This is a genomic window from Nonomuraea sp. GTA35 (assembly GCF_041950525.1).
Lineage (GTDB): Bacteria > Actinomycetota > Actinomycetes > Streptosporangiales > Streptosporangiaceae > Nonomuraea.
In genome coordinates, this window is record NZ_JBGNUV010000010.1 from 123,033 (window position 1) to 148,755 (window position 25,723).

26 protein-coding genes, 1 tRNA gene and 1 riboswitch are annotated in these 25,723 nt (G+C 69.8%); of the genes, 14 read left to right on the plus strand and 13 right to left on the minus strand.

All coding sequences use genetic code 11. The features are described 5' to 3' along the window. Positions 1–14 precede the first annotated feature (14 nt). The gene (locus ACBJ32_RS37235; RefSeq protein ID WP_357874547.1) at positions 15–1,883 is read right to left on the minus strand and encodes a PAS domain-containing sensor histidine kinase; all 1,869 of its coding nucleotides are present in this window, start codon (positions 1,881–1,883) and stop codon (positions 15–17) included. A gap of 94 nt (positions 1,884–1,977) precedes the next feature. On the opposite strand from ACBJ32_RS37235, the gene ACBJ32_RS37240 reads away from it, so the two are divergent. Further along, positions 1,978–2,553, plus strand: coding sequence for a methylated-DNA--[protein]-cysteine S-methyltransferase (locus ACBJ32_RS37240; protein WP_375130729.1), 576 nt, complete (start codon positions 1,978–1,980; stop codon positions 2,551–2,553). 3 nt (positions 2,554–2,556) lie between these two features. Here ACBJ32_RS37240 and ACBJ32_RS37245 read toward each other — a convergent pair whose 3' ends face one another. The 3 genes from ACBJ32_RS37245 to ACBJ32_RS37255 form a co-directional block, all read right to left on the minus strand. Next, the gene (locus ACBJ32_RS37245; protein ID WP_375130730.1) at positions 2,557–3,867 is read right to left on the minus strand and encodes a purine-cytosine permease family protein; all 1,311 of its coding nucleotides are present in this window, start codon (positions 3,865–3,867) and stop codon (positions 2,557–2,559) included. Beyond that, positions 3,857–3,971, minus strand: a riboswitch (TPP riboswitch). Its footprint overlaps the gene before it by 11 nt. Positions 3,972–4,024: 53 nt before the next feature. Further along, positions 4,025–4,348: a rhodanese-like domain-containing protein gene (locus ACBJ32_RS37250; protein WP_357874538.1), complete on the minus strand. Its 324-nt coding sequence runs from the start codon at positions 4,346–4,348 to the stop codon at positions 4,025–4,027. Then, positions 4,345–4,734 carry a helix-turn-helix domain-containing protein gene (locus tag ACBJ32_RS37255; RefSeq protein WP_357874535.1) on the minus strand — a complete coding sequence of 130 codons (390 nt, stop codon included), beginning with the start codon at positions 4,732–4,734 and terminating at the stop codon, positions 4,345–4,347. Before ACBJ32_RS37255 ends, ACBJ32_RS37250 begins: the two co-directional genes overlap by 4 nt. A gap of 120 nt (positions 4,735–4,854) precedes the next feature. On the opposite strand from ACBJ32_RS37255, the gene ACBJ32_RS37260 reads away from it, so the two are divergent. After that, the gene (locus ACBJ32_RS37260) at positions 4,855–6,267 is read left to right on the plus strand and encodes an MFS transporter (protein WP_375130731.1); all 1,413 of its coding nucleotides are present in this window, start codon (positions 4,855–4,857) and stop codon (positions 6,265–6,267) included. Here the strand turns inward: ACBJ32_RS37260 and ACBJ32_RS37265 are convergent. After that, complete coding sequence (locus ACBJ32_RS37265; protein WP_375130732.1) at positions 6,260–7,138, minus strand: Fpg/Nei family DNA glycosylase; 879 nt, start codon at positions 7,136–7,138, stop codon at positions 6,260–6,262. The genes ACBJ32_RS37260 and ACBJ32_RS37265 overlap by 8 nt on opposite strands. A 30-nt stretch (positions 7,139–7,168) precedes the next feature. After that, positions 7,169–7,774 carry a TenA family protein gene (locus tag ACBJ32_RS37270; protein ID WP_375130733.1) on the minus strand — a complete coding sequence of 202 codons (606 nt, stop codon included), beginning with the start codon at positions 7,772–7,774 and terminating at the stop codon, positions 7,169–7,171. A gap of 24 nt (positions 7,775–7,798) precedes the next feature. Here ACBJ32_RS37270 and ACBJ32_RS37275 point away from each other — a divergent pair, with 24 nt between their 5' ends. Next, positions 7,799–8,479, plus strand: a complete 681-nt coding sequence (locus ACBJ32_RS37275; RefSeq protein WP_375130734.1) for a GPP34 family phosphoprotein — start codon at positions 7,799–7,801, stop codon at positions 8,477–8,479. Positions 8,480–8,486: 7 nt separating this feature from the next. Here ACBJ32_RS37275 and ACBJ32_RS37280 read toward each other — a convergent pair whose 3' ends face one another. Beyond that, positions 8,487–9,425, minus strand: a complete 939-nt coding sequence (locus ACBJ32_RS37280) for an LCP family protein (RefSeq protein WP_375130735.1) — start codon at positions 9,423–9,425, stop codon at positions 8,487–8,489. 598 nt (positions 9,426–10,023) lie between these two features. Here ACBJ32_RS37280 and ACBJ32_RS37285 point away from each other — a divergent pair. Then, on the plus strand, positions 10,024–11,373 hold the full coding sequence (locus ACBJ32_RS37285) for a hemolysin family protein (RefSeq protein ID WP_375130736.1): 1,350 nt from the start codon (positions 10,024–10,026) through the stop codon (positions 11,371–11,373). Positions 11,374–11,375: 2 nt separating this feature from the next. Continuing rightward, positions 11,376–12,380, plus strand: coding sequence for a hemolysin family protein (locus tag ACBJ32_RS37290; protein ID WP_375130737.1), 1,005 nt, complete (start codon positions 11,376–11,378; stop codon positions 12,378–12,380). Positions 12,381–12,612: 232 nt separating this feature from the next. Here the strand turns inward: ACBJ32_RS37290 and ACBJ32_RS37295 are convergent. Continuing rightward, a tRNA-Leu gene (locus ACBJ32_RS37295) sits at positions 12,613–12,695 on the minus strand. 199 nt (positions 12,696–12,894) lie between these two features. On the opposite strand from ACBJ32_RS37295, the gene ACBJ32_RS37300 reads away from it, so the two are divergent. The 7 genes from ACBJ32_RS37300 to pknB all read left to right on the plus strand — a co-directional run bounded on the left by ACBJ32_RS37300 (position 12,895) and on the right by pknB (position 21,611). Next, positions 12,895–13,635 carry a DUF3662 and FHA domain-containing protein gene (locus ACBJ32_RS37300; RefSeq protein ID WP_185111214.1) on the plus strand — a complete coding sequence of 247 codons (741 nt, stop codon included), beginning with the start codon at positions 12,895–12,897 and terminating at the stop codon, positions 13,633–13,635. Between the two features lie 17 nt (positions 13,636–13,652). Then, positions 13,653–14,123 (plus strand): FHA domain-containing protein, encoded by a 471-nt coding sequence (locus ACBJ32_RS37305; RefSeq protein ID WP_357874513.1) that lies wholly within the window; start codon positions 13,653–13,655, stop codon positions 14,121–14,123. Next, positions 14,120–15,424 carry a Stp1/IreP family PP2C-type Ser/Thr phosphatase gene (locus ACBJ32_RS37310; protein WP_375130738.1) on the plus strand — a complete coding sequence of 435 codons (1,305 nt, stop codon included), beginning with the start codon at positions 14,120–14,122 and terminating at the stop codon, positions 15,422–15,424. The genes ACBJ32_RS37305 and ACBJ32_RS37310 overlap by 4 nt, the downstream gene beginning before the upstream one ends. Next, positions 15,425–16,813: an FtsW/RodA/SpoVE family cell cycle protein gene (locus ACBJ32_RS37315; protein WP_375130739.1), complete on the plus strand. Its 1,389-nt coding sequence runs from the start codon at positions 15,425–15,427 to the stop codon at positions 16,811–16,813. Beyond that, a complete protein-coding gene (locus ACBJ32_RS37320) occupies positions 16,810–18,273 on the plus strand; it encodes a peptidoglycan D,D-transpeptidase FtsI family protein (RefSeq protein ID WP_375130740.1) in 1,464 nt (487 codons plus the stop codon). The genes ACBJ32_RS37315 and ACBJ32_RS37320 overlap by 4 nt, the downstream gene beginning before the upstream one ends. 21 nt (positions 18,274–18,294) lie before the next feature. Further along, positions 18,295–19,665, plus strand: a complete 1,371-nt coding sequence (locus ACBJ32_RS37325) for a serine/threonine-protein kinase (RefSeq protein ID WP_375130741.1) — start codon at positions 18,295–18,297, stop codon at positions 19,663–19,665. 83 nt (positions 19,666–19,748) lie between these two features. Further along, complete coding sequence (pknB, locus tag ACBJ32_RS37330; protein WP_375130742.1) at positions 19,749–21,611, plus strand: Stk1 family PASTA domain-containing Ser/Thr kinase; 1,863 nt, start codon at positions 19,749–19,751, stop codon at positions 21,609–21,611. Positions 21,612–21,760: 149 nt separating this feature from the next. On the opposite strand, the gene ACBJ32_RS37335 is transcribed toward pknB, so the two are convergent. The 3 genes from ACBJ32_RS37335 to ACBJ32_RS37345 are packed head-to-tail and all read right to left on the minus strand — an operon-like array spanning position 21,761 to position 23,098. Then, on the minus strand, positions 21,761–22,333 hold the full coding sequence (locus ACBJ32_RS37335; RefSeq protein WP_375130743.1) for an anthranilate synthase component II: 573 nt from the start codon (positions 22,331–22,333) through the stop codon (positions 21,761–21,763). Next, on the minus strand, positions 22,330–22,488 hold the full coding sequence (locus tag ACBJ32_RS37340; RefSeq protein WP_357874495.1) for a hypothetical protein: 159 nt from the start codon (positions 22,486–22,488) through the stop codon (positions 22,330–22,332). Before ACBJ32_RS37340 ends, ACBJ32_RS37335 begins: the two co-directional genes overlap by 4 nt. 1 nt (position 22,489) lies before the next feature. Then, positions 22,490–23,098, minus strand: a complete 609-nt coding sequence (locus ACBJ32_RS37345) for a class E sortase (protein WP_375130744.1) — start codon at positions 23,096–23,098, stop codon at positions 22,490–22,492. A gap of 144 nt (positions 23,099–23,242) precedes the next feature. On the opposite strand from ACBJ32_RS37345, the gene ACBJ32_RS37350 reads away from it, so the two are divergent. Beyond that, positions 23,243–23,488: a cell division protein CrgA gene (locus ACBJ32_RS37350; protein WP_148442372.1), complete on the plus strand. Its 246-nt coding sequence runs from the start codon at positions 23,243–23,245 to the stop codon at positions 23,486–23,488. A gap of 35 nt (positions 23,489–23,523) precedes the next feature. Here ACBJ32_RS37350 and ACBJ32_RS37355 read toward each other — a convergent pair whose 3' ends face one another. Together ACBJ32_RS37355 and ACBJ32_RS37360 are read right to left on the minus strand one after the other, a co-directional pair. Then, positions 23,524–24,408, minus strand: coding sequence for a rhomboid family intramembrane serine protease (locus ACBJ32_RS37355; protein ID WP_375130745.1), 885 nt, complete (start codon positions 24,406–24,408; stop codon positions 23,524–23,526). Between the two features lie 110 nt (positions 24,409–24,518). Then, positions 24,519–25,055, minus strand: coding sequence for a peptidylprolyl isomerase (locus tag ACBJ32_RS37360; protein WP_357874486.1), 537 nt, complete (start codon positions 25,053–25,055; stop codon positions 24,519–24,521). 222 nt (positions 25,056–25,277) lie between these two features. Between ACBJ32_RS37360 and ACBJ32_RS37365 the strand changes: the two genes are divergently transcribed. After that, a complete protein-coding gene (locus tag ACBJ32_RS37365) occupies positions 25,278–25,715 on the plus strand; it encodes a YtxH domain-containing protein (RefSeq protein WP_357874483.1) in 438 nt (145 codons plus the stop codon). Positions 25,716–25,723: the final 8 nt, after the last annotated feature.

Below are 25,723 nucleotides of genomic sequence, written 5' to 3' on the forward strand. Positions count from 1 at the left end.
CCGTGACCACCTCGTTACCGCATCGGTGTGTCGGATCGGATAGGGACAGCACACCTGAGTACGAGGCGCATTCTGGTGCCTCCTTCCGGCCTTGGATGCGCGCTGACATCTCCCCCCTGTGCCCTGGCGAGGCTGCGGACGATGTAGAGACCGAGCCCTACTCCACCAAACCGTCTCCGGTCGCCGCTGTCCACCTGGACGAAGCGCTCAAAGATCCGCTCCCGGTCAGGCGGGGCGATACCGATCCCCTCATCGTCGACCACCACGACCACGTTGTCCTCCTCGGGCCAGGCCCCGACGCTGATCAGCCCGCCCCTGGGCGAGTACTTGAACGCGTTCTCCAGGAGCTGGCCGAGGATGATGTCGGTGGCCAGGGCGTCGCCCAGCACGTACGGCAACCCCTCGGCCAGGTCCACCTCCACCCGGTGCTTGTCCGACAGCGCGGGCAGCCCCAGGGTGGCCCCGTCGATCCGCTCGGCCAGGTCGAACTCCTCGATCCGCACCTTCAGCTCGTCGGCCCCCGCCCTGGCGCCCAGCAGCAGATGATCCATCAGCTCGCCCAGCGACCTGGCCCGCTCGGCGATGGTGTGCACGGCCGAGCGGCGCTCGGGATCGTTCATCTTGTCCCAGCGCGAGTCGAGCGTGCTGGCGAACCCCCGCACGATCGTGATCGGCGTGCGCAGCTCGTGGCTGGTCGTGGCCAGGAACAGGTCCTTGGCCTCCTCCAGCTCCTTGGCCGCGGTCACGTCGCGGAAGTCCACCACGAACTCGCCGGTCTCCTCGATCTGCGCGCTGACCACGTCCAGCCACCGCCCGTTGTCGAGCTGGAAGGTGCCCTTCTCCCCGGCCCCCGGCACCGGGAACGGCGGCGGCCCGCCGATGACGGACTCGCCGGGCAGCGCGGTCAGCTCCGCCGCGGCCGGGTTCCAGCGCACGACCCGGCCGGCCTGGTCGAGCACGGCGATGCCGTCGGCGCTGGCGTCGAACACCGCCCGCTCGTGCGCCCGCTGCCGCACCGCCTCCTGGTAGGCCACCGCGTTGCCGACCGCGATGCCCGCGTGCCCGGCCAGCAGCTCCAGCAGCTCCAGCTCGACATGCCCGGGCGTGCTGTTGGCGAACAGCGCGTAGAGCGCGCCGTACGGCCGCCCGCCCACGGCCGCCAGCCCCAGCGCGATCGTGTGCAGCCCGCTCAGCCGGGCCCACACCAGGCCGTCCAGCCCGTGGGACTCCAGCAGCACGGTCTTGCCCGTGCGTAAAAGTTTGTCCACCAGGCTCGTCCGCAGCTCGGTGGTGGTGCCCCTGATCGAGGCCGGCAACTGGTACGTGCTGACCAGGCGCAGCCGTTCGCCCTCGATGAGCACGAACCCGCCCGCGTCCGCGCCGGTGAGCTCGGTGAGGCTGGCCGAGATCCGGTCCAGCACGGCCGACAGCTCCAGCTCGGAGTTGATGTCGCCGACCACGTCGGTGAGGCGGCGCACGAGCCTGGCGCGGCGCGCCCCGCGTTCCCTGGCCACGTGGTCGGCCAGCGCCGGGTGGTAGACGCACACGTAGCCGCCCACGGCGCTGCCCAGGCGCAACGCGCTGATGTCCACCCGCAGGTCGAGCAGGGTGCCATTGCTGTGCAGGCGCCTGGTGCGCAGCGACACGGGCTCGCCGGTGCGTACCCGCTCCAGCGCGGCGGTGTGCTCGGTGGTCAGCTCGTCCGGCACGATGGGCGCCCTGCGCCCGATCACCTCGTCCGCGCTCCAGCCGAACACCCGCTCCGCCGCGGCGTTCCACACCAGCACGCTCTGGTCCCGGTCGAGCGCCACGACGGCGTTGGGCGAGCTGGCGAGCGCCGCGCGAGCGATCTCATCGTCACTACCGGCCCATTCGTCCCCCACTACTCCATAGTGCACGCGGTGCGGTGGGTGCGTCGGGAGATCCGTCCGATACGCTGCGGTCACGGTGATTCCCGGCGGTGGGAGGGTGCGAGGCATGTCGAGCAACGATCTCGATGCCCTGTTGCGGGTGACCTCCAGCACCTATCGGGGTGAGACACCGCCCGACATCGCCTTCGGCACCTACGACGGCGCCGTGGGCAGGCTGGTGCTGGCGGTGACGGGCAAGGGCATCGCGGCGTGCAGCTTCGAGGCGGAGAACGACGTGTACGAGCTGGTCACCAGGCATGTGGGCAGCTTCATCGGGCCCGAGGCCAGGCGGCTCGACCCGGTGCGCAGGGAGCTCGACGCGTACTTCTCCGGGCGGCTGCGCACGTTCACCACGCCGGTGGACCTGGCGCTGGCCACGCCGTTCGCGCGCTCGGTGCTGCAGAAGACCACGGCCGTGCCCTACGGCACCACCACGACGCTGGAGCGGATCGGCGAGAGCCTCGGCCGGCCGCGCGCGCTGCGGGCGATCGGCAACGCGCTGGCCTCCAACCCCGTCTGCGTGATCGTGCCCTGCCACCGGGTGGTGCGCGAGGACGGCGCCCTCGGCGACTACGCGGGCGGTCCGGCCGCCAAGCAGCACCTGCTCAACGTCGAGCGGCGCACCGTCGAAGCAGGCAGGTAGCCCTCACCGGCGCCCGCGCAGCAGCAGGCCGATGAGCAGCGTGACCAGCGCGGCCACCAGCGCGCCGCCCAGCGCGCCGTTCATCCACACCTGCCGGGTGAAGCCGATGGCCTCGCGCACGCCCGCCCAGAAGCCGTCCCACGCCGCGACGGTCGGCGTCGAGGTCGTCAGCCAGTAGGCCACGAAGCCCAGCGCCCACGGCACCAGCATGGACCAGCGGGAGGGCGCGTTCTCCTCGGTGTTCCAGCGGCGGGCGCCGCCCAGCAGGAAGTAGTCCACGGCCAGCACCGCGAACATCGGCACGAACACCGCCCCGATCACGCCCAGGAACGCGCCGTACGACGTCACGTCCACGAGCAGGGCGATCACGACGGTGAGCACCCCGATGGCGACGGAAAAGGCGCGCCGGTCCACGCGCGGCATCAGGTTCTGCAGCGAGACCGTCGTCGAGTAGACGTTGGCGAAGGACTGGTCGGTCTCGCGCAGCACCAGGATGGCGAAGAACAGCGCCCCCAGCGGCACCGCGACGAACGTGCCGAACACGGCGTCCGCGTTGCCCGCGATGGCCACCGCGTACACGCCCAGCCCCAGGCACGCCACCTGCGCCAGCGTGTAACCGCCGACCACCCCGGTGAAGGCCGCGCCGGTGGAGCGCGAGTGCCGGGCGAAGTCGGCCGCCATCGGCACCCACGACACCGACAGCGCGATCACGTAGTCGACCGCGGCGGGGAAGGCGGTCCACGAGCCCCCCTCCTGCGCCGGCGCCTGCCGCAGGAAGAACCAGGTGAACCAGACCATCGCGATGATCACGCCGATCGTCACGTACCGGCGCAGCACCCGGATCGACCCGAGCGGCCAGATCGTCAGCGCGGTGGTCAGCACCCCCGCCGCGATCACCCACACCGCGTACGGCACCGCGGGGAAGATCGCGCCGGCGCCCATGGCGATCACCCAGAGCTCGAACGCGCCCCAGCCGAGCATCTGCACGATGTTCAGCACCGTCGGCACGTAGGAGATCTTCGCCCCGAACAGCCCGCGCAGCAGCACCATCGCCGGCTGCCCCGTCTGCGTCCCGGGAACGGCCGACAGGCCCACCATCGCCGTGCCGATCAGGCTGCCGACCACGGTCGCCACGAGTGCCGCCGCGAGGCTGAGCGGGGCGTTGCCCAGCGGGTTGACCAGGAACATCGCCCCGGAGAAGCCGAGAAGGCTGACGCCGAGGTTCGCCCAGAGCGCGCCCTGGTCGAGCACGCCCAGCGTCTTCGGCGGCCGGCCTTCGAGTGTCAGCGGAACTTCGTCGGCGACATGCGTCATCGCACACTCCCTACGCCGGCATTACCCGGACAGGTTCAGGCGGTCGGCAGCGGATCAGTAGCTGCCCTCTCAGCCCGGCACCCCGAGCTCCCGCGACGATCTGTAGTTTGCGCCCTCATCATGCCTCAATGGCGGCTGAACCGCCATAGTGGGTGGTTCAGGCCACGTACGGCGGCTGCCCCGTCTCGCTGACCATCGGCTTGCTCGCGGACTCCCACGCCTGCATGCCGCCCCCCACGTTGACCGCGTCGCGCCCGAGCTGGTTGAGCCAGGCCGCCACGTTCATGGACCGCCCGCCCACCCGGCAGACGACGTAGACGGTGCGGTCGGCGGGCACCTCGTCGACCCGGCCCTGGATCTGGGTCATGGGGATGTGCACGGCCTCGGGCGCGTGCCCGGCCAGCCATTCGTCCTGCTCGCGGACGTCGAGCAGGTAGGCGTCTGCGGGAACGGCGGTGGCCTCGATCTCAGGAACGGTCATGACTCCATCATCTCGCGCCGCGCGTCGTAGGCGGCACGCGCCGCGATGATCTCCTCCTGGTGCTGCTCGGTCCAGGTGACCAGGGACTTGATGGTCTGGTGCAGCGTCCGGCCGAGCGGCGTGAGCGCGTAGTCCACGCGAGGTGGCACGACCGGGTGGACCGTCCGGGTGACCAGGCCGTCGCGTTCGAGCTGGCGCAGGGTGACGCTGAGCATGCGCTGGCTGATGCCGTCGATCTCGCGGCGGAGCTGGGTGAAGCGCAGGCTCTGGCAGTCGAGCAGCGCGATCACCAGCAGCGACCACTTGTCGGCGATGCGGTCGAGGATCTGGCGGACCTCGCAGTCCTCCCGCACGTCCCACTGGCGCGCGTCGTAGTCGTCGTCCACGGTGCCTTCGCAGTAACTGAGTGATCTGAAAGTGCCGTCTTCCACGAGATTTCATGCTGTCGCATGATGTGGGCGGTTACAAGAGATAACCGACTGCCTATTCATAACCGGGGGCTTGTTGTGCCTGTCACCGCCCGTACCTGGGGCGTACTGATCGTTCTGTGTGGGGCCATCTTCCTGGAGGGCATCGACGTGGCGATGCTGAACGTCGCCCTCCCGTCCATCCGGGCCGACCTCGGCCTGTCCACCGGCATGCTGAGCGGCGTCGTGAGCGCGTACGTGCTCGGCTACGGCGGTTTCATGCTGCTCGGCGGCCGGGCGGCCGACCTGCTGGGGCGGCGGCGGATGTTCCTGTTCTGGCTGGTGGTGTTCCTGCTGTTCTCCGGGCTGGGCGGCTTCGCGGACGAGGGGTGGGTGCTGCTGGTGGCCAGGTTCGTCACCGGGGTGGCCGCCGCGTTCATGACGCCCGCCGGCCTGTCCCTGATCACCACGAACTTCCCCGAGGGCCCGCAGCGCAACAGGGCCCTGCTCGTCTACGCGGGCACGGCCGCGGGCGGCTTCGCGCTCGGGCTGGTGATCGGCGGGCTGCTGACCGCGATCGGCTGGCGCTGGGTGTTCTTCGCCCCGGTCCTGCTGGCGCTGGTCATCCTGATCGCCGCCATCCCCCTGATCAGGGATCAGGGGGAACGTCCGGCCGCGACGGGCGGCTTCGACGTGGCGGGCTCGATCAGCATCACCGGGGCGATGATCCTGCTCGTCTACGGCGTCGTCCGCCTGGAACACCCCTCCGACGGCCCGCTCCTGACGGTCGCGGCCTTCGCCGCGGGCCTGGCCCTGCTCGCGCTCTTCGTCGCCGTCGAGCGCCGCTCCGCCAGCCCGCTCGTCCGCCTCGGGATCCTGCGCTCGGGCCCGCTGGTCCGCGCGAACGTCATGGCCGCGCTGCTCACGGCCTCGTTCTTCGGCTTCCAGTTCCTGATCACGCTCTACCTGCAGGAGCTGCGCGGCTGGTCCACCATCCAGACGGGGCTGGCCCTGCTGGCGGCCGCCGCGGACGTGGTGCTGGCCCCCACGCTCACGCCGTGGCTGGTCAACCGGTACGGCAACGCCAAGGTCGTGCTCGGCGGCCTGGTGTCGGGGCTGCTGGCGTACGCGCTGTTCCTCGGGGTGGGCCTGGACTGGACGTACGCGGCCATGCTGCCGTCGATGCTGCTGCTCGGCCTGATGTTCGCCTTCGTCTACGGCCCGCTGACGATCGTGGCCACGGACGGCATCGCCGAGCACGAGCAGGGCCTGGCCGGCGGCCTGATCAACTCCTCGTTCCAGTTCGGCGCGGCCCTGGGCCTGTCGATGGTGACCGCCGTCAACGTGGCCGCCCTGGGCGCGGCGACGGGCGCCGAAGCCGGGCTGGAGGCGATGCGCACGGCCCTGGTGGTGCCCGTCACGGCCACGCTGCTGGCCACCGTCGTCGCCGTCGCGGGCCTGCGCGCGCGAGCCCGCAAGCCCGCCGAGGAGCAGGTGCTGAGCGCTACTTGAGCAGCTTGGACAGGCGGCGGTCGGCCAGCGGCTTGCCGCCTGTCTGGCAGGTGGGGCAGTACTGCAACGACGAGTCGGCGAACGAGACCTCCCTGATCGTGTCGCCGCACACGTCGCAGGACTGCCCCGCGCGGTTGTGCACGCGCAGGCCCGACTTCTTCTCCGCCTTGAGGTCCTTGGCCGCCAGCCCGTGCGCGCGCTCGACGGCGTCGCGCAGCGTGGTGACGATGGCCTCGTGCAGGTCGGCGACCTGGGTGTCGGTCAGCGTGGCCGCGATCTTGAACGGGGACATCCTGGCGGCGTGCAGCACCTCGTCGGAGTAGGCGTTCCCGATGCCCGCGATCACCTTCTGGTCGCGAAGGAGGCCCTTGATCTGGGTGCGGTTGCCGCCGACGATGCGCTTGAGCGCGTCGACGGTGAAGGACTCGGCGAGCGGGTCGGGGCCGAGCGCCGCAACACCAGGCACCTCGTCCGGATTTTTCGTGACATAGACGGCGAGCCGCTTCTGCGTCCCCGCCTCCGTCAGCTCGAACCCCGGCGCCAGTCCCTCGTCGTCGGGCGCCAGCCTGACCCGTACCGCCAGCGGCCCCTTGCCCGGCCGTACCGGCTTGGCGCCGGACAGGTCGTCACGCCAGCGCAGCCACCCCGCGCGGGCCAGGTGGATAACCAGGTGCAGGCCGTCGCAGTCGAGGTCGAGGAACTTGCCGTGCCTGGCCACGGCCGTGACGGTCAGCCCGCCGAGCGCCGTGACCGGCGGATCGAACGTCTTGAGCGCCTGGATGGCGACCACGTCGACGCCGAGGATCGTGCGGCCCACCGCCCGCTCGCGCAGGAAGTGGGCGAGTGACTCCACTTCGGGAAGTTCGGGCATGCCACCAGGGTACGTGTCCCCACCCGGTGGCTACGGCACGTCCCAGAACGCCAGCTCGTGCGTCATCCCCTCGATGAACAGCTCCTCGGCGCGGGCCGGATCCGGCCGGGCCTCGTCGATCATCTGCCCGATCCGCACCGTGAGCGCGGCGAACCCGGGATCCGCGTACGTGTCCACCCAGGCCCGGTACCGCGGCTCCTCGGGCGGGTCCGCCGCCAGGATCCGCCCGAGGTTCGAATATCCCCACATGCACGGGTACAGCGCCGCCAGCCCCTCCCCGTACGAACTCGCCGACTCCAGCAGGAACTCCGTGTACGCCGCGCACGCCGGCCCCTTCACCGCCCCTTCCAGATCGGCCCCGAACTCCGCCGACATCGACCGGTGCAGGCTCAGCTCGTCGTGGAAGGTGGTGTGCGCCAGATCCACCAGGTCACCCAGATGAGCGTCCGGCGCCTGCCAGGCCAGCCTGGCGAACACCCGCACGTAGTCCAGCAGGAACAGGTAGTCCTGCTCCAGCCACGACCGGAACACCGGCTCCGGCAGGTCCCCGCGCCCGATCCCGGCCACCGTGGCGTGGTCGAGCTGCGCCTGGAGCAACGGGCGGCCAATGGCGTGCAACTTATCCGAAATGCTCATGGCTGGGAGATTAGTGTTCATGGCATGACGGTGACGATCGCCGAGGAGCTCCTCCTGCTCGCCTACAGCGACGACAAGGGCAAGCCGCTCATCGACACCATGTACCTCGACCCGGCCGTCGCCGGCGCGCTCCTGGCGGAGCTGGCCGTCCGCGACCGGGTGGAGCTGACCGGCAGGAAGCTGATGGGCAGGAAGCTGGTGGTCAAGGACCCGACTCCGCTGGGCGACGAGGAGCTCGACGCCGTCCTGGCCCTCATGGCCGGCAGGACGAGCGACAGGAGCCCGTCGTGGTGGGTGCAGAAGCTGCAGTCGCACAAGCTGCGCAACCGCCTGCTCTCCCGGCTGGCGGCCAGGGGCGTGCTGACGGAGCGGCGCGGCAGGGCGCTGGGCCTCTTCCCGGTCACCCGCTGGCCCGAGGCGTTCCCCGGCGTGGAGGCGGACGTCAGGGAGCGGGCGTCCGCCGTCCTGGCGGGCGCCGGCCCCGACGACCGCACCGCCGCGCTGATCGCGCTCGTCCACGCCGCCGGCCTCAGCCGCAAGGCCTTCCCCGGCGCGGACAGGAAGCGCCTCAAGCACATCGCCGAGGGCGCCTGGGCGGCCGCGGCGGTGGCACAGGCCATCGCCGCCATCAACTCCGCCGTCGTGGCCGCCAACTCCTCCAGCGGAGGCGGCGACGGCGGAGGCGGGGGTGGAGGCGGGGGCTGAGCGGGCCTCAGCCGGCGTCCACGATCTCCTTCGGCACCGGCTTGTCGGCCTTCAACGCGTCGAACAGCGCCAGCGCCTTCACCCGGTCCCACTTGACCGCCGTGCCACCGCCCGGGATCACCTCGTTGCCGCCGAACGGCACCACCGTGGTCGTCGGGCTGTCGCCCATGGCCAGCCCCAGCGAGAGCATGTTGAACGCGCCCGTGCCCGAGTCGACCTCGACCGCGTCCGTGGCGCTGAAGGCCAGCGGGATCGAGGTGAACGGGTTGAGCAGCACCCCCGGGCTGGCGGCCTTCTTCACCACCGCGCCGAGGAACTGCCGCTGCCGCTTGGTCCGCTCGAAGTCGGGCAGCGCGCCGCCCTTGCGGGTACGCACGTAGCCGAGCGCCTGGGAGCCGTTGAGCTCCTGGACGCCCTTCTTGAGGTTGAGGCCGGCCTTGGGGTCGTTCACGGCCGCGCGCACGTTGATCTCGACCCCGCCGATGGCGTCCACGATGTCCACGAACCCGGCGAAGCCGATCTCCATGTAGTGGTCGACGTGCACCCCGGTGACCGTCTCCACGGTGCGGACGAGCAGCTTGGGGCCGCCGATGGCGTACGCGGAGTTGAGCTTGTCGCGGCCCTTGCCCGGGATGGTGACGGCCGAGTCGCGCGGCAGGCTGACCAGCGTGGGCTTGTCGCTGCCCTCGGGGATGTGCAGCAGCATCATCGAGTCCGTACGCTGCCCGGCGGCCTGCCCCGTGGCCAGCTTCCTGCGCTGCGCGGCGGTCAGGCCCTTGCGGCTGTCGGAGCCGACGAGCAGCCAGTTGGTGCCCGGGGTGTCGGCGGGCCGGCCCTCGTAGTCGTCGAGCACCCCGTCGATGCCCGCCAGCCGCGAGTCGATCACGAAGAACAGCGCGACGGCCGCGACCAGCAACACCACCAGCAGCCCGGCGACGATGGTCACGACGGCCTTCCAGGAGATCCTCCTGCGCGGCCCCCCGGGCCCGCGGCGGCCCCCGGCGGGACCTCCCGGCCCTCTGGGCGGCTCCTCGCCACGCGACTTGAACGGCCTGACCGGGTTCCTGCCCGACCGCTCGCGTCCGTAGACCCGCGAGTTCGCCCGCGCAGGCTCCTCGACCCGTGGCGACTCGGGAGCCTGAGCGGCGGTGGGAAGCTTGTGAGTAGGCGCTCCTGGCCCTCCCGAGGGGAGCCGGTGAGCGGGCGCGCCCCCCGAGCGCAGGCCGTCACTGGGCCGTGGCGGGAGCGGGCGGCCGTCGCCTGGTGAGCGCATGGCCCGGGTCCGGTCGTCCTCGGTCACTTCGCCTTCTTCCCTTCGCTTTGTCATAGACGCTACGTCCAACCCCCCAGCAGTGAAGACGTTCCGCCAAGGTTTCTCCACGGAAAAGTACGCGGAACTAGCTGAGAGTCACTGCGGAAACATAGATGCCACCAGCGTCGTTACGGTTATGGACGACCTCTATCGAAGGGATGATCGTGTCCGATCCGGACCCGTGGAGTCTTCGCCCGTGCACGGGCACGGGTTCCTCTGAGGGCTCACTGCGGTGAGCGCCTATCTCGGGCTGCTGGCCCTCTTGCTTCTCACCGCGGCGACCGGTTACTTCGTCGCCCAGGAGTTCGCCTTCGTCGCCGCCGACCGGGGTGTGCTGCGCGAGCAGGCCGCCGCCGGCGACGCCTCCGCCGAGAAGGCACTCCAGGTCACCTCCCGCCTGTCCTTCATGCTCTCCGGCGCCCAGCTGGGCATCACGGTGACGGCGCTGCTGGTCGGATTCCTGGCCGAGCCCGCGATCGCCACGCTCGTACGGCCCTGGCTGGCCGGCGCGGGCCTGTCCGAGGCCATGATCACGGGTGTCTCCGTGACGGCCGGCGTCTTCGTGGCGACCGTGGTGCAGATGGTGTTCGGCGAGCTGGCGCCCAAGAACCTGGGCATCGCCAGACCCGAGCAGGTGGCCAAGTTCCTGGCCCGCTCCACGCTGGTCTACCTGGCCGTCGTGGGCCCGGTGGTCAAGCTGTTCGACTCGGCCGCGACCGGCCTGCTCAGGCGCGTCGGCATCGAGCCCGTGGAGGAGGTGGAGCACGGCGCCACCCCCGAGGAGCTCTCCCGCATCATCGCGGAGTCGACCCAGGCGGGCGAGCTGCCGCCCAGGCTCTCCGACCTCCTGGAGCGGGCGCTGGAGTTCGGCGACCGCACGGCGGAGGAGATCATGGTCCCCCGCCCCCGGGTGGTGGTCCTGCGTGCCTCGCAGCCGATCAGCGACCTCCTCGCGGTCATGCGCGAGTGCGGCCACTCCCGCTACCCCGTGGTCGGCGAGGACGGCGACGTGACAGGCGTCACGGGCGTGCGCGAGTTTCTCACGTCCGGCCTGGAGGTGGGCAGCATCTCCGCGATCACCCGCCCCGCCCTGCTGGTGCCCGACTCGGTCCCGCTCCCGGCCGTCCTCGACAGGATGCGAGCGGCCAAGGACGACATCGTCTGCGTCATCGACGAGTACGGCGGCCTGGCAGGCGTCATCACCATCGAGGACCTGGCCGAGGAGCTGGTCGGTGAGCTGGTGGACGAGAACGACCCCGAGCCGGTGGGCGCCGTCGAGCACCCGGGCGGCATCTGGGAGGTGCCGGGCAGCCTCCGCCTCGACGAGGTCGAGCGCGCGACAGGGGTGGCGTTGCCGGAGAGCGACGATTACGACACCCTCGCCGGCCTGGTGCTGGCCGAGCTGGGCAGGATGCCCAACCCCGGCGACACGGTGACCGTACCGATCGACACCAACACCGACCCCTTCGCGGAAGACGTGGAGGAGCACCAGGCGGAGCTGACGGTGATCTCGCTCAACCGGCGGGTGCCCGAATGGGTGCGCCTGACGCCGCTGCGGCACGCGGAGGCGACGTCCCGATGACCATGATCATTCTAAGCCTCGCGCTGCTGGCCTTCAACGCGCTCTTCGTGGCGGCGGAGTTCGCCTTCGTCTCCTCCAGGCGGCATCGCCTGGAGGAGATGGCGGCGGGCGGCAACCGGCTCGTCAGGATCGCGGCCAGATCGGCCGCGGGCGGCAGCCGCCAGCTCTCCCTGATGCTGGCGGGCGCCCAGCTCGGCATCACGCTGTGCACCCTGGGCCTCGGCCAGGTGACGGAGCCCGCGCTGGAGCACTACCTGGAGCCGGTCTTCGCCGCGATAGGCGTCCCCGAGGCCATGCGGCTGCCCATCGCGCTGGTGATCGCCCTGGCCCTGGTGACGTTCCTGCACATGGTCATCGGCGAGATGGCTCCGAAGTCGTGGGCCCTGACCCACCCCGAGCGGGCGGCGCTCCTGCTGACCTTCCCGTTCAGGGCCTTCACCACGGTCATGCGCCCGCTGCTCTCGACGCTGAACGCGCTGACGAACCTGATCCTGCATCTCTTCGGCGTCCAGGCGAGGGACGAGCTGGCCACGACCAGGACCCCGCGCCAGCTCGCCATGCTGGTGGGCGAGTCGGGCCGGATGGGCCTGCTGGACCGGGAGGAGCACGACCTCCTGACCAGGGCCCTGCGCCTGGACGACGAGGGCATCGAGCGCCTCATGGTGCCCATCGACCGGGCGGTCAAGGTCAGGGCGACGGCGACGGCCGCCGAGATCAGATCGACGGCGGCGGGCAGCGCCCACCTGAGGCTCCTGGTGGAGGGTCCGCAGGGCGTGGAGGGCGCCCTGCACGTCCGGGAGGCCCTGCTGAAGCCGGAGAGCAGGGCGGCGGACCTGATCAGGCCGCTGCCCAGGCTGCCGTGCACCACCCAGGTGCCCGAGGCCGTCACGGCCCTGCAGGAGGCCAGGTCCCACCTGGCCCTGGTGACGAACGCGGCGCAGGAGGTCATCGGGATGGTGAGCCTCACCGACCTGGTCGGCGAGCTGCTGGACACCAGAGCGGCGTAGAACAGGTGTGCGGGGGCCGCCGGACCGGCGCGCCCCCGTTTCACCTCGGCACGGCAGTGTGAGCTAAATCACTCAAGCCATTCGAAAGTGATCTGCAAGCGAGGGCATCCAGGGTCTCCATGCGGAGCACAGCCCGTACTGACAAGGTCGCGACAAAGAAGTAGCCCCGGCTCTTGCGAACCGGGGCTTGTTTCGTCAGTGTGGGTCTGCCGATTTCATCGGTGACCCTGAGTGGGCGAGGAGGGATTTGAACCCTCACGTCCTTTCGGACACACGGACCTGAACCGTGCGCGTCTGCCGTTCCGCCACCCGCCCTTGTGGGTGCGGAAAGAACATTAGCACGGAACAGCCACTGGTACTGAACCCGGATACGATCGCATAAGACACGGGAGCGGAGGAGCTGGGCGCGAGGGCCGACGAGCGCCTGGAAGACCGTCACGTGGAACGAGCGGAGACCGGGCGCCGATAGCGTCTCGGGGCCGCGATCATATGCACGGAGGAAGGGAGGTACCCGGTGGGAGTCCTTCAGCGCTTCGAGCGAAGGCTCGAAGGCCTGGTGGAGGGAGCCTTTGCGCGGGCGTTCAAATCTGACCTTCAGCCGGTCGAGGTCGCCAGCGCGGTTCAGCGGGAGATGGATGAGCGTGCGGCGATCGTCGCTCAAGGTCGCACGCTCGTGCCCAACGACTTCGTGGTGGAGCTGTCGACGACCGACAGCGAGAGGCTGGAGGTCTACGCCGACAGCATCAGCCACGAACTGGCCAACCTCGCCAGGGAGTACGCCAAGGAACAGGGCTACTCCTTTGTGGGACCGGTCCGGGTTCGCTTCGAGACCGCCGGCGACCTGGCTGTGGGATTGTTCCGCATCAGATCGGGCGTCATCCGTGGCGCGACGGTCGAGCAGGACGAGATCCGCCAGCCGGCGAGCGACCTGCCTCCGTCGAGGCCCGGCGCGTTCAACGGGCGGCCACGGCTGCTCGTCTCCACCCAGGATGATCCGCAGGGCGACCGCTCCTACGAGCTCACCACTCCGGTGACCTTGCTCGGCAGGGGCACCGACTGCGATCTTCGTCTCGTCGATCCAGGAGTGTCGCGGCACCATGCGGAGCTGCGCGTCGAGGGCCAGACCGTGGTTCTCGTGGATCTCGGATCGACGAACGGCACTTTCGTCAATGGCCAGCCGGTACGCAGGATCGAGCTCCAGAACGGCACGCGAGTGACGTTGGGGCGTACGACTCTGGTGTTCCGGCGCGATTAGGGGTAGACAGACGGTCCATGTCCGAGCTCACGCTGCTGCTGATCCGGCTCGCTTTCCTGGCGGTGCTGTGGTTCTTCGTCATTGCCGCAGTCGGCGTGATCCGGACTGACTTGTTCGGCTCACGCACGGCTCCCGCGGGCGCACGTAAGGCCGCGAAACCAGCCAAACCCGTGGTCAAGCCCAAGAGCAAGAAGGGCGAGCCACGCCAGCTCATCGTCACCGGTGGCCCACTCCAAGGCACCACCATCGACCTCACGGAGACGCCCATCACCATTGGCCGGGCCAATGACGCCACGCTGGTAGTCACCGACGACTACGCTTCCAGCCGGCACGCCCGGCTCTTTCCTCAGGACGGTCAATGGATCGTGGAAGATCTTGGGTCCACCAACGGCACGTATCTCGACCGCTCGAAAGTCACCCGCCCGACCCCGGTGCCGCTCGGTGTTCCGATCCGCGTCGGCAAAACAGTCATTGAATTGCGCAAATGACCATCGCACTCCGCTACGCCGCCCGCTCGGACGTCGGCCTCCTCCGCGAAGGGAACGAGGACTCGGCGTACGCTAGCGGCCGCCTGCTCGCCGTCGCCGACGGCATGGGCGGGCACGCACACGGCGAGGTGGCGAGCTCAGTCGCCATCGCCGCCATGGCCTCTCTGGAAGAGGCCCAACAGGGGGGTGACCTGCTCAACGCCATCGAGGCAGCGGTACGCGACGCCAACCGCAAGCTGCACGAAATGGTGGGGCGGGATCCCAGCCTCAAAGGCATGGGCACGACTCTGACGGCCATGCTCTGGAACGGCACCCAGGTCGCGCTGGTGCACGTGGGCGATTCGCGCGCCTACCTGCTCAGACGCGGGGAGCTCTACCAGATCACGCATGACCACACGCTGGTGCAGCAGCTCGTCGACGACGGGCGCATCACACCGGAAGAGGCGGCCACGCATCCGCAGCGCTCGATCCTGCTGCGCGCGCTCGACGGCAGCGGCGAGGTCGATCCCGACCTCACGCTCCGCGAGGCGCAGGTGGGCGATCGCTACCTCCTGTGCTCCGACGGACTGTCGGGCGTGGTGAGCGCCGAGACGCTGCACGCCACGCTCACCAACATCGACGACCCGGAAGAGGTCGTCCGCCAGCTCATCGACCTGGCCAACAGAGGGGGCGGGCCGGACAACATCACGTGCGTGCTGGCCGACGTGCTGGAGATCACCGACGGTCAGCAGGTGCCGGCCGACGCCGCCGTCGTCGGCGCCGCGGGCATGGCCCGGCTGCACGGCAGTCCGCAGGACACCTCGCCGGGGCGAGCCAACGCGGTGACCGCACCCCAGCCGGTGATCACCGATGACGAGTTCGACGAGCCGGACGCCCCCCAGGCGTCCCGGCGGTCGGGCAAGCGTCGTCGCGTGTGGCCCGTGCTGGTCACCGTGTTCGGCATTGGCGTCGTGGCCGTCGGCGTCGGCGGCTACTTTGGATGGCAGTGGACTCAGGACCAGTTCTTCGTCGGAGCGAGGGGCGACGAGGTGGTCGTGTTCCAAGGGATCCAGAGGGAGCTGGGGCCTATCCCGCTGTTCCACGTCTCCAAGCCCACAGGCAAGAAGCTGTCCAGCCTGTCGGAGGCGGACCAGGCTCTGATCAAGAGCGGCATCCCGGTCACCACCGAGGCCGAAGGCATAACGAGGATCAACAGCTTGAAGTTCGCCGACTCAGAACCGAAGGAAGAGGCCACCGCGGAGGCGAGCCCCACCCCCACGCCTACCGTGTCCGCCACCGCCACCAAGACGAAACAGCAGTAGATGAGCGAAGTCGCCGTCTCCCCCGTCCCGATGCCGGCCAAGCGGCGCGGGGCACAGCTGATCATGCTCGCCCTCGCGGTGCTGATCATCATGGGCGCGTACGCCAACGTGGGTCTGGCGATCGACGGCCAGGTGCCCGCGGGCATGCTGACGTACGGCCTGAGCCTGGGTGGCCTGATGCTGGCCGCCTACCTGGTGCTGGCCAAGTTCGCCCCCTGGGCCGACCCGCTGATCCTGCCGCTGGTGACGCTGGTCAACGGTCTCGGCCTGGTGATGATCTACCGGCTGGAGCAGTCCGATCTGCCCGGCATGGACGGCGCCTCCGCCACCAACCAGATCATCATGACCGGCGTCGGCGTCGTGCTCTTCACCGTGACGCTGCTGGTTTTGCGTGACCACCGGGCGTTGCAGCGGATGACGTACACGGCCGGGCTGGTCGGCGTGGTCCTGCTCGTCTCGCCGCTGTTGCCGGTGCTGGGCGAGGAGATCAACGGTGCGCGCATCTGGATCGACCTCGGCGTCGCCACCATCCAGCCGGCCGAGTTCGCCAAGATCGCGCTGGTCGTCTTCTTCGCCGGCTACCTCGTCGCCAAGCGCGACGTGCTGGCGCTGGCCGGGCGGCGGCTGCTGTTCATCGACCTGCCCAGGGCGCGCGACCTCGGCCCGGTGCTGATCACCTGGGCGGTCGCCATCGGCGTGCTGGTGCTGCAGAAGGACCTGGGCTCGTCGCTGCTGCTGTTCGGCGGCTTCGTGGTGATGCTCTACATCGCCACCCAGCGCACCTCGTGGGTGCTCATCGGCATCCTGCTGTTCGTCGGCGGCGCGTTCCTGGCCGGGCAGCTCTTCTCCCACGTGGGCGACCGCTTCGACGTCTGGCTCAACCCCGGCTCCGACGAGTACTACGAGCGCGAGTTCGGCGGCAGCTACCAGATCATGCAGGGCCTGTTCGGCCTGGGCGCCGGCGGCATCCTGGGTACCGGGCTCGGTCAGGGCCACCCCGACCTGATCCCGCTGGCCTTCTCCGACTTCATCTTCAACGCCACCGGCGAGGAGCTCGGCCTGACCGGGCTGATGGCGATCCTGATGATCTACGCGCTGATCGTCCAGCGCGGCCTGCGCACCTCGCTGGCGGCCCGCGACCCGTTCTCCAAGCTCCTGGCGGGCGGTCTGTCGTTCATCCTGGCCTGGCAGGTCTTCATCATCGTCGGAGGCGTGACGAACCTCATTCCGCTGACCGGCCTGGTGACGCCGTTCATGTCCCAGGGCGGCTCTGCCCTCCTGGCTAACTGGATCCTTATCGCGCTGCTGGTACGAACGTCAGATGCCGCCAGACGCCCCCCGCCTCAAGCGATCCAGAACGAAGGACTGACGCAGGTGTTCCAGCGATGAACGGCACTCTGAAGCGCGTGGCCGTGGCGTGCCTGGCCATGTTCGCGCTCCTGATGATCAACGTGAACTTCCTCCAGGCCGTACGGGCGGAGGAGTACCGCACGGACGCGCGCAACACCCGCAACTACTACGACCGCTACGCCATCGAGCGGGGCCGCATCACGGCCGGCGGCAAGGTGCTCGCGCAGTCCGTCGAGACCAAGGACAACGACTTCAAGTTCGTCAGGAAGTACACCGACGGCAAGCTGTACGCGCACGTCACGGGCTACTTCTCGCCCGAGAGCGAGAGCGCGATCGAGCGCAGCGAGAACGCCCTGCTCGACGGCTCCAGCGCCGACCTGCTGCTGCGGCGCAGCATCGACCTGTTCACGGGCGAGCCGACCAGGGGCGCCAGCGTCGATCTCACGATCAACCCGAAGGCCCAGAAGGCGGCCTACGACGCGCTGCGCAACAGCGGCAAGCGCGGCGCCGTGATCGCGCTCGACCCCAAGACGGGGGCGATCCTGGCGATGGTCTCGCTGCCCACGTTCGACCCGGCGGAGCTGTCGGGCACCGACAAGGGCACGGTCTTCAAGAGGTACGACGAGCTGGACGCGGACAAGAGCCAGCCGCTGCTCAACCGCACCATCTCGCAGACGTACCCGCCGGGCTCGACGTTCAAGGTCGTGACGATGGCGGCGTACCTGGAGGCCGACTCCTCGCGCGGCCCGCAGACGACCGTGGAGGCGCCGCAGCGGCTGCCCCTGCCCAACACGAACATCAGCCTGCCCAACTACGGCGGCGCGGCCTGCGGCAGCGGCCGGGTGACGCTGGTGTACGCGCTGGAGAAGTCCTGCAACACGCCCTTCGCCTCGATGGGCATGGAGCTGGGCTTCGAGACGATGAAGGAGCAGACGGAGAAGTTCGGCATGGGCACGCCGGTGTCCGTGCCGATGGCCGCCGCCCAGAGCGACTTCGGCAAGGACTACGACAAGGCCGCGCTGGCCATGGCCTCGATCGGGCAGCGCGACAACCGGATGACGCCGCTGCAGATGGCCATGATCGCGGCGGGCATCGCCAACGACGGCACGGTGATGAAGCCGTACCTCGTCAACAAGATCACTGACGCCAAGAACGACACGATCGAGGAGGCCGAGCCCGACGAGCTGAAGACGGACGCGGTCAGCCCCGAGACGGCCGCCAAGCTGCGCGAGATGATGGCGAGCGTCGTGAGCAACGGCACCGCCAACCTGGCGCAGGTCCCAGGCGTCCAAGTAGCGGGTAAGACAGGCACCGCGGAGACCGCCACCAACGCGCCGCCGCACGCCTGGTTCATCTCCTTCGCGCCCGCCGAGGACCCGAAGGTGGCCCTCGCGGTCATCGTCGAGTCCGGTGCGGCCAACGTCGGGGCGGAGGCGACCGGCGGCCACACCGCCGCGCCGATCGCAAAGGCCGTGCTGGAGGCGGTGCTGAACAAGTGAGTGACGGTAACCTGCTGGGTCATGCGGCTCCGTAACCGCTACCTTCTGGTCTCCCGCATCGCCACGGGCGGTATGGGAGAGGTGTGGCGCGCCCGTGACGAACTGCTCGGGCGCGAGGTGGCGGTGAAGATCCTGCGCAGCCACATCTACGCCGATCCCACCTTCCGCGAACGGTTCCGCAACGAGGCGCGGCTGACGGCCGCGCTGGCGGACCCGGGGGTGGCGCAGATCTTCGACTACGGCGAGCAGAGCGAGCTGGCCTATCTCGTCATGGAGCTGGTGCACGGCGAGCCGCTGTCGGCCATCCTGGCCCGCAACGGGGCCATCGGGCCCGAGGTGGCGCTCGACGTGGTGCACCAGACGGCCAAGGCGCTGCACGCGGCCCACTCGGCGGGCATCATCCACCGCGACATCAAGCCCGGCAACCTGCTGGTCACCCCCGAGGGCACCATCAAGGTGACGGACTTCGGCATCGCGCGGGCCCTGGAGGCGGCGCCGGTGACGCAGACCGGCACCGTGCTGGGCACCGCCCAGTACGTCAGCCCCGAGCAGGCGCAGGGCTTCCCGCTCACACCCGCGACGGACCTGTACTCCCTGGGCGTGGTGGCCTACGAGTGCCTGGCGGGACGCACGCCGTTCCGCGGGGACAGCCAGGTGGCGATCGCGCTGCAGCACCTCAACGAGCAGCCGCCGCCGCTCGGCGTGGACGTGCCCGCACAGGTACGGGAGCTGGTCATGGCGCTGCTGGCCAAGGAGCCCGCGCAGCGTCCCGGCTCGGCGCTGGAGGTGGCCGACCGGGCGTACGTGCTGCGCGAGTCGCTGGCGGGCGTCGAGCACGTTCCCGAGCTCAGCATGCTCACCGACCCCGGCGGCTTCCGCGTCCGCGAGCCGGCCCCCGAGGACGAGCGGGTGACCGACGACCTCGCCCCGGCCACCACGGTGCAGGACAGGCCGTCGGGCGGGCGCAGGGGCGCCAGGACGCTGGCGCTGGTCGCCACGGCGGGCTGCGTGGCGGCGGTGGGGCTCACGGCGGTGACGTTCGCCAACCGCGAGCAGCCGAATACGGCGCCGGAGGTGGCGGAGCCGTCGCAGCCGCCGGTCACGGCCACGCCGACGCAGCCGCGGGTGAGGCCGACGAAGACGAAGACGAAGACGCGGCGGCCCCCGGTGGTTCCGGTGAAGTCGACGAACCCTATACCCTCACCGTCGGCTACCGTAAGCAAGTCGGCTACTCCTACCAAGAAGCCGACGCCGAAACCGACCCGGACCACCACCACCCGGCCCCCTACGCCCACCCCGACGACCCCAACGCCCACCACTACACCGACAACTCCGACACCCACCGCCTCGCCGGACCCGGGTGATACGAACCCGCCCAAGGAGGAGACGTGATGCGCCATGGGGTCGATGATGGACACCGGCGGCCCCCCGAGCAGGCCGGTACCCAAGATGAACGGTAAGGGACAGTGCAGGAAATGACTCAGCCTCGGCTACTCGGAGGTCGCTACGAGCTCGACGGCGTCGTCGGGCGCGGCGGCATGGCCGAGGTGTATCGCGCCCGAGACATCCGGCTGGACCGCATAGTCGCGATCAAGACCCTCCGCTCCGACCTGGCGCGCGACCACACCTTCCAGGCCCGGTTCCGCCGTGAGGCGCAGTCGGCGGCCTCCCTGAACCACCCGGCCGTCGTCGCCGTCTACGACACCGGCGAGGATGTCACCGACGGCACCCCCGTGCCGTACATCGTGATGGAGTACGTCGACGGCAGGACGCTGCGCGACCTGCTGCGCCAGGACCGGCGGCTGATGCCCGAGCGGGCGGCCGAGCTGGTCGACGGCATCCTGCGCGCGCTCGACTACAGCCACCGCGGCGGCATCGTGCACCGCGACATCAAGCCGGCCAACGTGATGATCACGCGTGCCGGCGACGTCAAGGTGATGGACTTCGGCATCGCGCGCGCGATGGCCGACTCCGCGGCCACGATGACGCAGACGGCCCAGGTGATCGGCACCGCCCAGTACCTGTCGCCGGAGCAGGCGCGCGGCGAGCGCGTCGACGCGCGCAGCGACATCTACTCCACCGGCTGCGTGCTGTACGAGCTGCTGACCGGCCAGCCGCCGTTCACCGGCGACTCCCCGGTCGCGATCGCCTACCAGCACGTGCGCGAGGACCCCATCCCGCCGTCCCAGATCGACCCGGAGATCCCGCAGTGGGCCGACGCCATCGTGCTCAAGGCCATGGCCAAGGACCCGGCGCACCGCTACCAGAACGCGGGCGAGATGCGCGCCGACATCCAGCGCGCGATGTCCGGCATGCCGGTCGACGCCCAGACGACGGCGATGACGAGCAACTTCGGCCAGGGCACGCGCATGATGACCGCCACGCAGGCGGCTCACGGGCCGGCCACGCAGCGCACCACCGCGGTCCCGCCGTACGAGTACGACGAGGGCGGCGGGCGCGGCGGCCGGCGCAGGGCCTCGGGCGGCGGCAACGCGCTCAAGACCGCGCTGTGGATCATCATCCCGCTGCTCATCATCGGCGGGTTCATCACGGTCGGCTACGTGGTGTTCAGCGGCGGCGGGGGCACGCCGACCGACAGCCAGGTGCAGATCCCCGACCTGGCCTCGCAGGAGCGGTCGTACGCGGAGGGGCAGCTCACCGACCTCGAGCTCAAGGTCGAGGTGGTGCAGGAGGCCAGCACCGAGGTCGAGAAGGACGCCGTCATCCGGACGGAGCCCAAGGCCGGCACCAAGGTCGAGAAGAACTCGGCGGTCAAGCTGGTCGTCTCCAGCGGGCCCAAGAAGGTCAAGGTGCCCGCCGACCTCGTCGGCATGCCGCAGGCCGACGCCGTGAAGGCCCTGGAGGAGGCGGGCCTGACCGGTGTCATCAAGACCCGGAACTCCACCAAGCCGCAGGGCACGGTCGTCGCCACCGACCCCAAGGCCGGCACGGAGGTCGAGGAGGGCGGCTCCGTCACCCTGTTCGTGCCGAAGGCGCTCAGCGAGGTGCCCAGCGTGATCGGCCTCACCGAGCAGGACGCCAAGGCGCAACTCTCGGGCGCGGGCTTCAAGCCCAAGGTCGTCCGGCAGGCCGACGCGGCCCCTGAGGGCACCGTGGTGCAGCAGAACCCCGGTGAGGGGGAGAAGTTCACGGCGGGCACGACCGTCACGATCGTGGTGTCCACCGGCCCCGCGGACGAGCCGACCGACGGGTTCCCGACGGATCAGCCGACGGACGACTTCCCGACGGACGAGCCGACCGACGACTTCCCGACGGACGAGCCCACCGACGACAACCCGATCGGTGACGACGGCCTCGGCGGCGACTTCGGCGGCTGAGGTCCCGCACGCACGGCGAAGGGCCGCCCCTCAGGGGGCGGTCCTTCCGCATGTACGGGGGTGTGTCGTGGGAAAGCAGAGAACGCCCCCGCCGCTCGGGGGCAACGGCGGGGACGCTCACTTGTACGTCGCTCTGCGCGAGACGTTTGTTACACGATTGCGCGCAGCCAATTTTCGAGCAGCCGGTGGCCGTGCTCGGACAGCACGGACTCGGGGTGGAACTGGATGCCCTCGACGGGCGCCACACGGTGCCGCAGGCCCATGATGACGCCGTCCTCCGTACGGGCGGTCACGTCGAGCACGGCGGGCACGGTCTCGGGCAGCACGGCCAGCGAGTGGTAGCGGGTCATGCGCACGGGTGAGGGCAACGTCTCGAACACGCCCTTGCCGTCGTGCGTGATGGCGCTGGTGCGGCCGTGGAAGAGGTCGGGCGCGCGGGTGACGGTGGCGCCGTAGGCCACGGCGATGGCCTGGTGGCCGAGGCAGACGCCGAGCAGCGGCCGGTTGCTCCCGGCCGCGTGGTGCACCAGGGGGACGCTCACGCCGGCCGCCTCGGGGGTGCCGGGGCCGGGGCTGATGAGCACGCCGTCGAAGCCGTCGGCGTCGTGCACGCGTACGTCGTCGCGCGGCCGCACGTCGCAGTCGGCGCCGAGCTCGCGCAGGTACTGCACGATCGTGTGGACGAAGCTGTCGTGGTTGTCCACGACCAGCACGCGCGTCATTTCCTTACGGTCACCTCGTCGAGCGTCACCACGGGCTCCAGGAGCGGGAACACCGCATACCAGAGTACGGCCCCCGCGGCGGCGACCAGCGCGACGGCCGTCAGGATGCGGGTGCGCGGGCGGCCGGGCAGCTTGCGCCAGAGCCAGGCGTACATGTCACTCCTCGCGTGGTTCGCTCTCCTTCAGCACGCCGTAGACGATCAGGCGCTCGGCGGCCGAGTACTCGGGATGGCAGGTGGACAGCGTGATGAAGGCGCGGATGGGGCGGATGTCGGGCTTGCCGGGCACGGGGGCGAGCACGTCGATCTCGTCGGGCTTGACGATGTCCTGCGAGGTGACGCGGTAGGTGTGGCGGGCGTCGCGGGTCTCGACCACGATCTCGTCGTCGCGTTCGAGCTCGTCGATCTCGTTGAACGGGGCCGCGTACGTGGTGCGGTGCCCGGAGAGCACGAAGTTGCCGACCTGGCCGGGCATGGCGCTGTCGGGGTAGTGGCCGGGGCCCTTCTTGAGCTGCTCGGCCCCGACGCCCTCGACCACGGCGTACTGGTAGTCGCGGCCCAGCCTGGGGATGCGCAGCATCGCGAGTGCCTGGCCGGGCCGGACCTTCGCCTGGCCGGGCTTCTTCGCGGCCAGTTCGCCGCGCAGCAGCGACTGCTGGCTCTGGGTGTAGGCGCCGGTACCCCAGAGCAGGTACGCGCAGAACAGCATGAGGATCAGGCCCGCGGTGATGCTGAGCTCCCCCACGGCCCGGAGCGTGGCCCGCATTCGATCAGCGTATTCGGCAGCGATGCGGGCCCTGGGGATCGCCATGTCGTGCGCGTGGCGACTATCCTGGGGCACGCTTCAACTACGCTAAACGAAGAGCCTGTGGACGATCCGGATGCCCAGGCCCTCAGCAGGAGTTACCCAGTGCCCAAGTCCAAGGCTCGCAAGAAGGCGGTTTACACGCCGCCGCAGAGGTCTCAGCAGGTCAAGGTCAGCCCGCGCTGGCTGGCCCCCACGATGGTCGCCGCATGGATCATCGGCATCCTGTGGATCGCGATCTATTACGTCGCACCACAGGCGCCGTTCTTCAGCGACCTCCAGAACTGGAACCTGTTGATCGGGTTTGTTTTCATCATCTTCGGTGTGGTTCTTTCCACCCGCTGGCGTTAGTTCTTTCCACAGCCTTTTCCACAGCCTGGGGAAGCTCAGCCGACGAAGCTGACAATCGCTGGGACGCGGACCAGCACGAGCGCCACCAAGACGGCCAGCGCTCCAGCGATCGCCAGCCCCTGCCACAGCGCCCTGTTCGTCTTCGGGGCGTGGACCAGCGCCAGGCACAGCAGCGTGCCCGTGATCAGGCCGCCGACGTGCCCGGTCCAGCTGATGCCGATGCCGGAGATGATGGGCAGCACGAACGTGATGGCCAGGTTGAGTGCGATGATCACGGCGATGCCTCGCACGTCGAGGTTGAGCTTGCGCCCCACCACGAAGACGGCGCCGAACATCCCGAAGACGGCTCCGGAGGCGCCCAGCGTCACCGTGTTCACCGGGTCCAGCCAGAAGCCGAGCACCGAGCCGCCCAGCGCGCTGAGCAGGTAGAGGGCCAGGTAGCGCCAGTGCCCGAAGGCCCGTTCGAGATAGGGGCCGATGACGAAGATGGCCCAGCCGTTGAACAGGATGTGGACGAGGTCCTGGTGGGAGAACGCGGCAGTGATCAGGCGGTAGTACTGGTCGCCTCCGGCGACCGCCGGCGCGTACATCACCAGCTCGCTGAGGAGGCGATCGCCGAGGACGAACTGGGAGCCGATGACCAGGACGTTGAGGGCCAGGATGACGTACGTGACGATGGGCGTGCGTACGACGTTGCCGCCGAACGTGGACTTGGCCTGGCGGATGCCCTTGTTGCCTTCGGCGACGCACTCGGGGCACTGGAAGCCGACGGCGGCATCACGCATGCAGTCGGGGCAGATGGGACGCTCGCAACGCTGGCAGCGGACCCAGGTCTCCCTGTCGGGGTGCCGGTAGCACGTGGGCACCGCCTCAGCGGGCTGCTCGGGCTGCGGGGGCGGGCTCGGCGGCTGGCTGGTCATGACCGAAGCCTAAGGCTTGCACGACCATGCCGCGTGAGGCCGATCGGTGAAGGGCGAGCCCGGCCGGCGCCCCCGGCGTAGCGGGGGCGGGGCGGGCGGCGGGTGGGCCGTCAGGCCTGGACGCGGTCGATGGTGACCGACTCCAGGATGACGTCCTCCGCCGGGCGGTCGCGGCGGTCGGTGCGGGTCTTGGCGATGGCGTCGACGACCTCCTGGCCCTCGACGACCTCACCGAAGATCGTGTGCTTGCCGTTGAGGTGCGGCGTCGGCACGACCGTGATGAAGAACTGCGAGCCGTTGGTGCCCTTGCCGAAGCGGATGCCGGCGTTGGCCATGGCGAGCAGGTAGGGGCGGTTGAAGTAGAGCTCCGGGTGGATCTCGTCGTCGAACTCGTAGCCGGGGCCGCCGATGCCCTGGCCGAGCGGGTCGCCGCCCTGGATCATGAAGCCGGAGATCACCCGGTGGAAGATCGTGCCGTCGTAGTAGCGGCCGGTGCTCTTCTCGCCGGTGCCCGGATGCGTCCACTCACGGGAGCCTTCGGCCAGCTCCACGAAGTTGCGCACCGTCTTCGGCGCCTTGGTGGGGAAGAGTTCTACCTTGATATTGCCGCGGTTCGTCTGCAGGTTTGCGATCAGCTTCTCAGCCACGAGACAGCTGCCCCCCTCTATGCACAGGGTTGGTTTTGTGGTGTTTTGAGGATTATGGCCGTACGGCCTCCAGAGCCATCCTCCCATGGACGGCGATGATTGAGCCGCCTTGTCCGGGGCAGGTCAGGCTGCGGGGCCCCAACGACAGGGGAGGTTGTCGTGTCCCTGAGAATGAAGAGACGCCGCGTGGCCATAGAAGTACCGGCCTCGTGGGTGGGTCGCATGAAGGACCAGGCCGTACGAACCGGCCGCCGAATGCAGCCCATGGCGGACCAGGCCAAGGTGGCCGCCGCCCACCGGATCGAAGACGCCCGTTACTGGGCGGCGCCGCGGCTGGAGTCCGCGGCGCACGGGTTCGAGGAGCAGATCGCACCCAAGGTCAGCTCCATGCTGACCAACGCGGCCAGGCGAATCGATCCCAAACCGTCGCGGTCGCGGCGGTGGCCGATGCTCGCTCTGCTGACCGGCCTTGCGGTGGGAACGATCGGTTACATGTTCTACCGCCGGAACGCGCAGCAGTGGACCGAGCACATGAAGGACTCCGCCTCCGATGCCTCACGCTGGGTCAATGAGAAGGCTGACAGGGCATCCGAGTCCGCGGACCGCATGGCGGCCAACGTGTCGGACAAGGCGGATGAGGCGTCACGCAGGATGTCGTGACCGCCTTG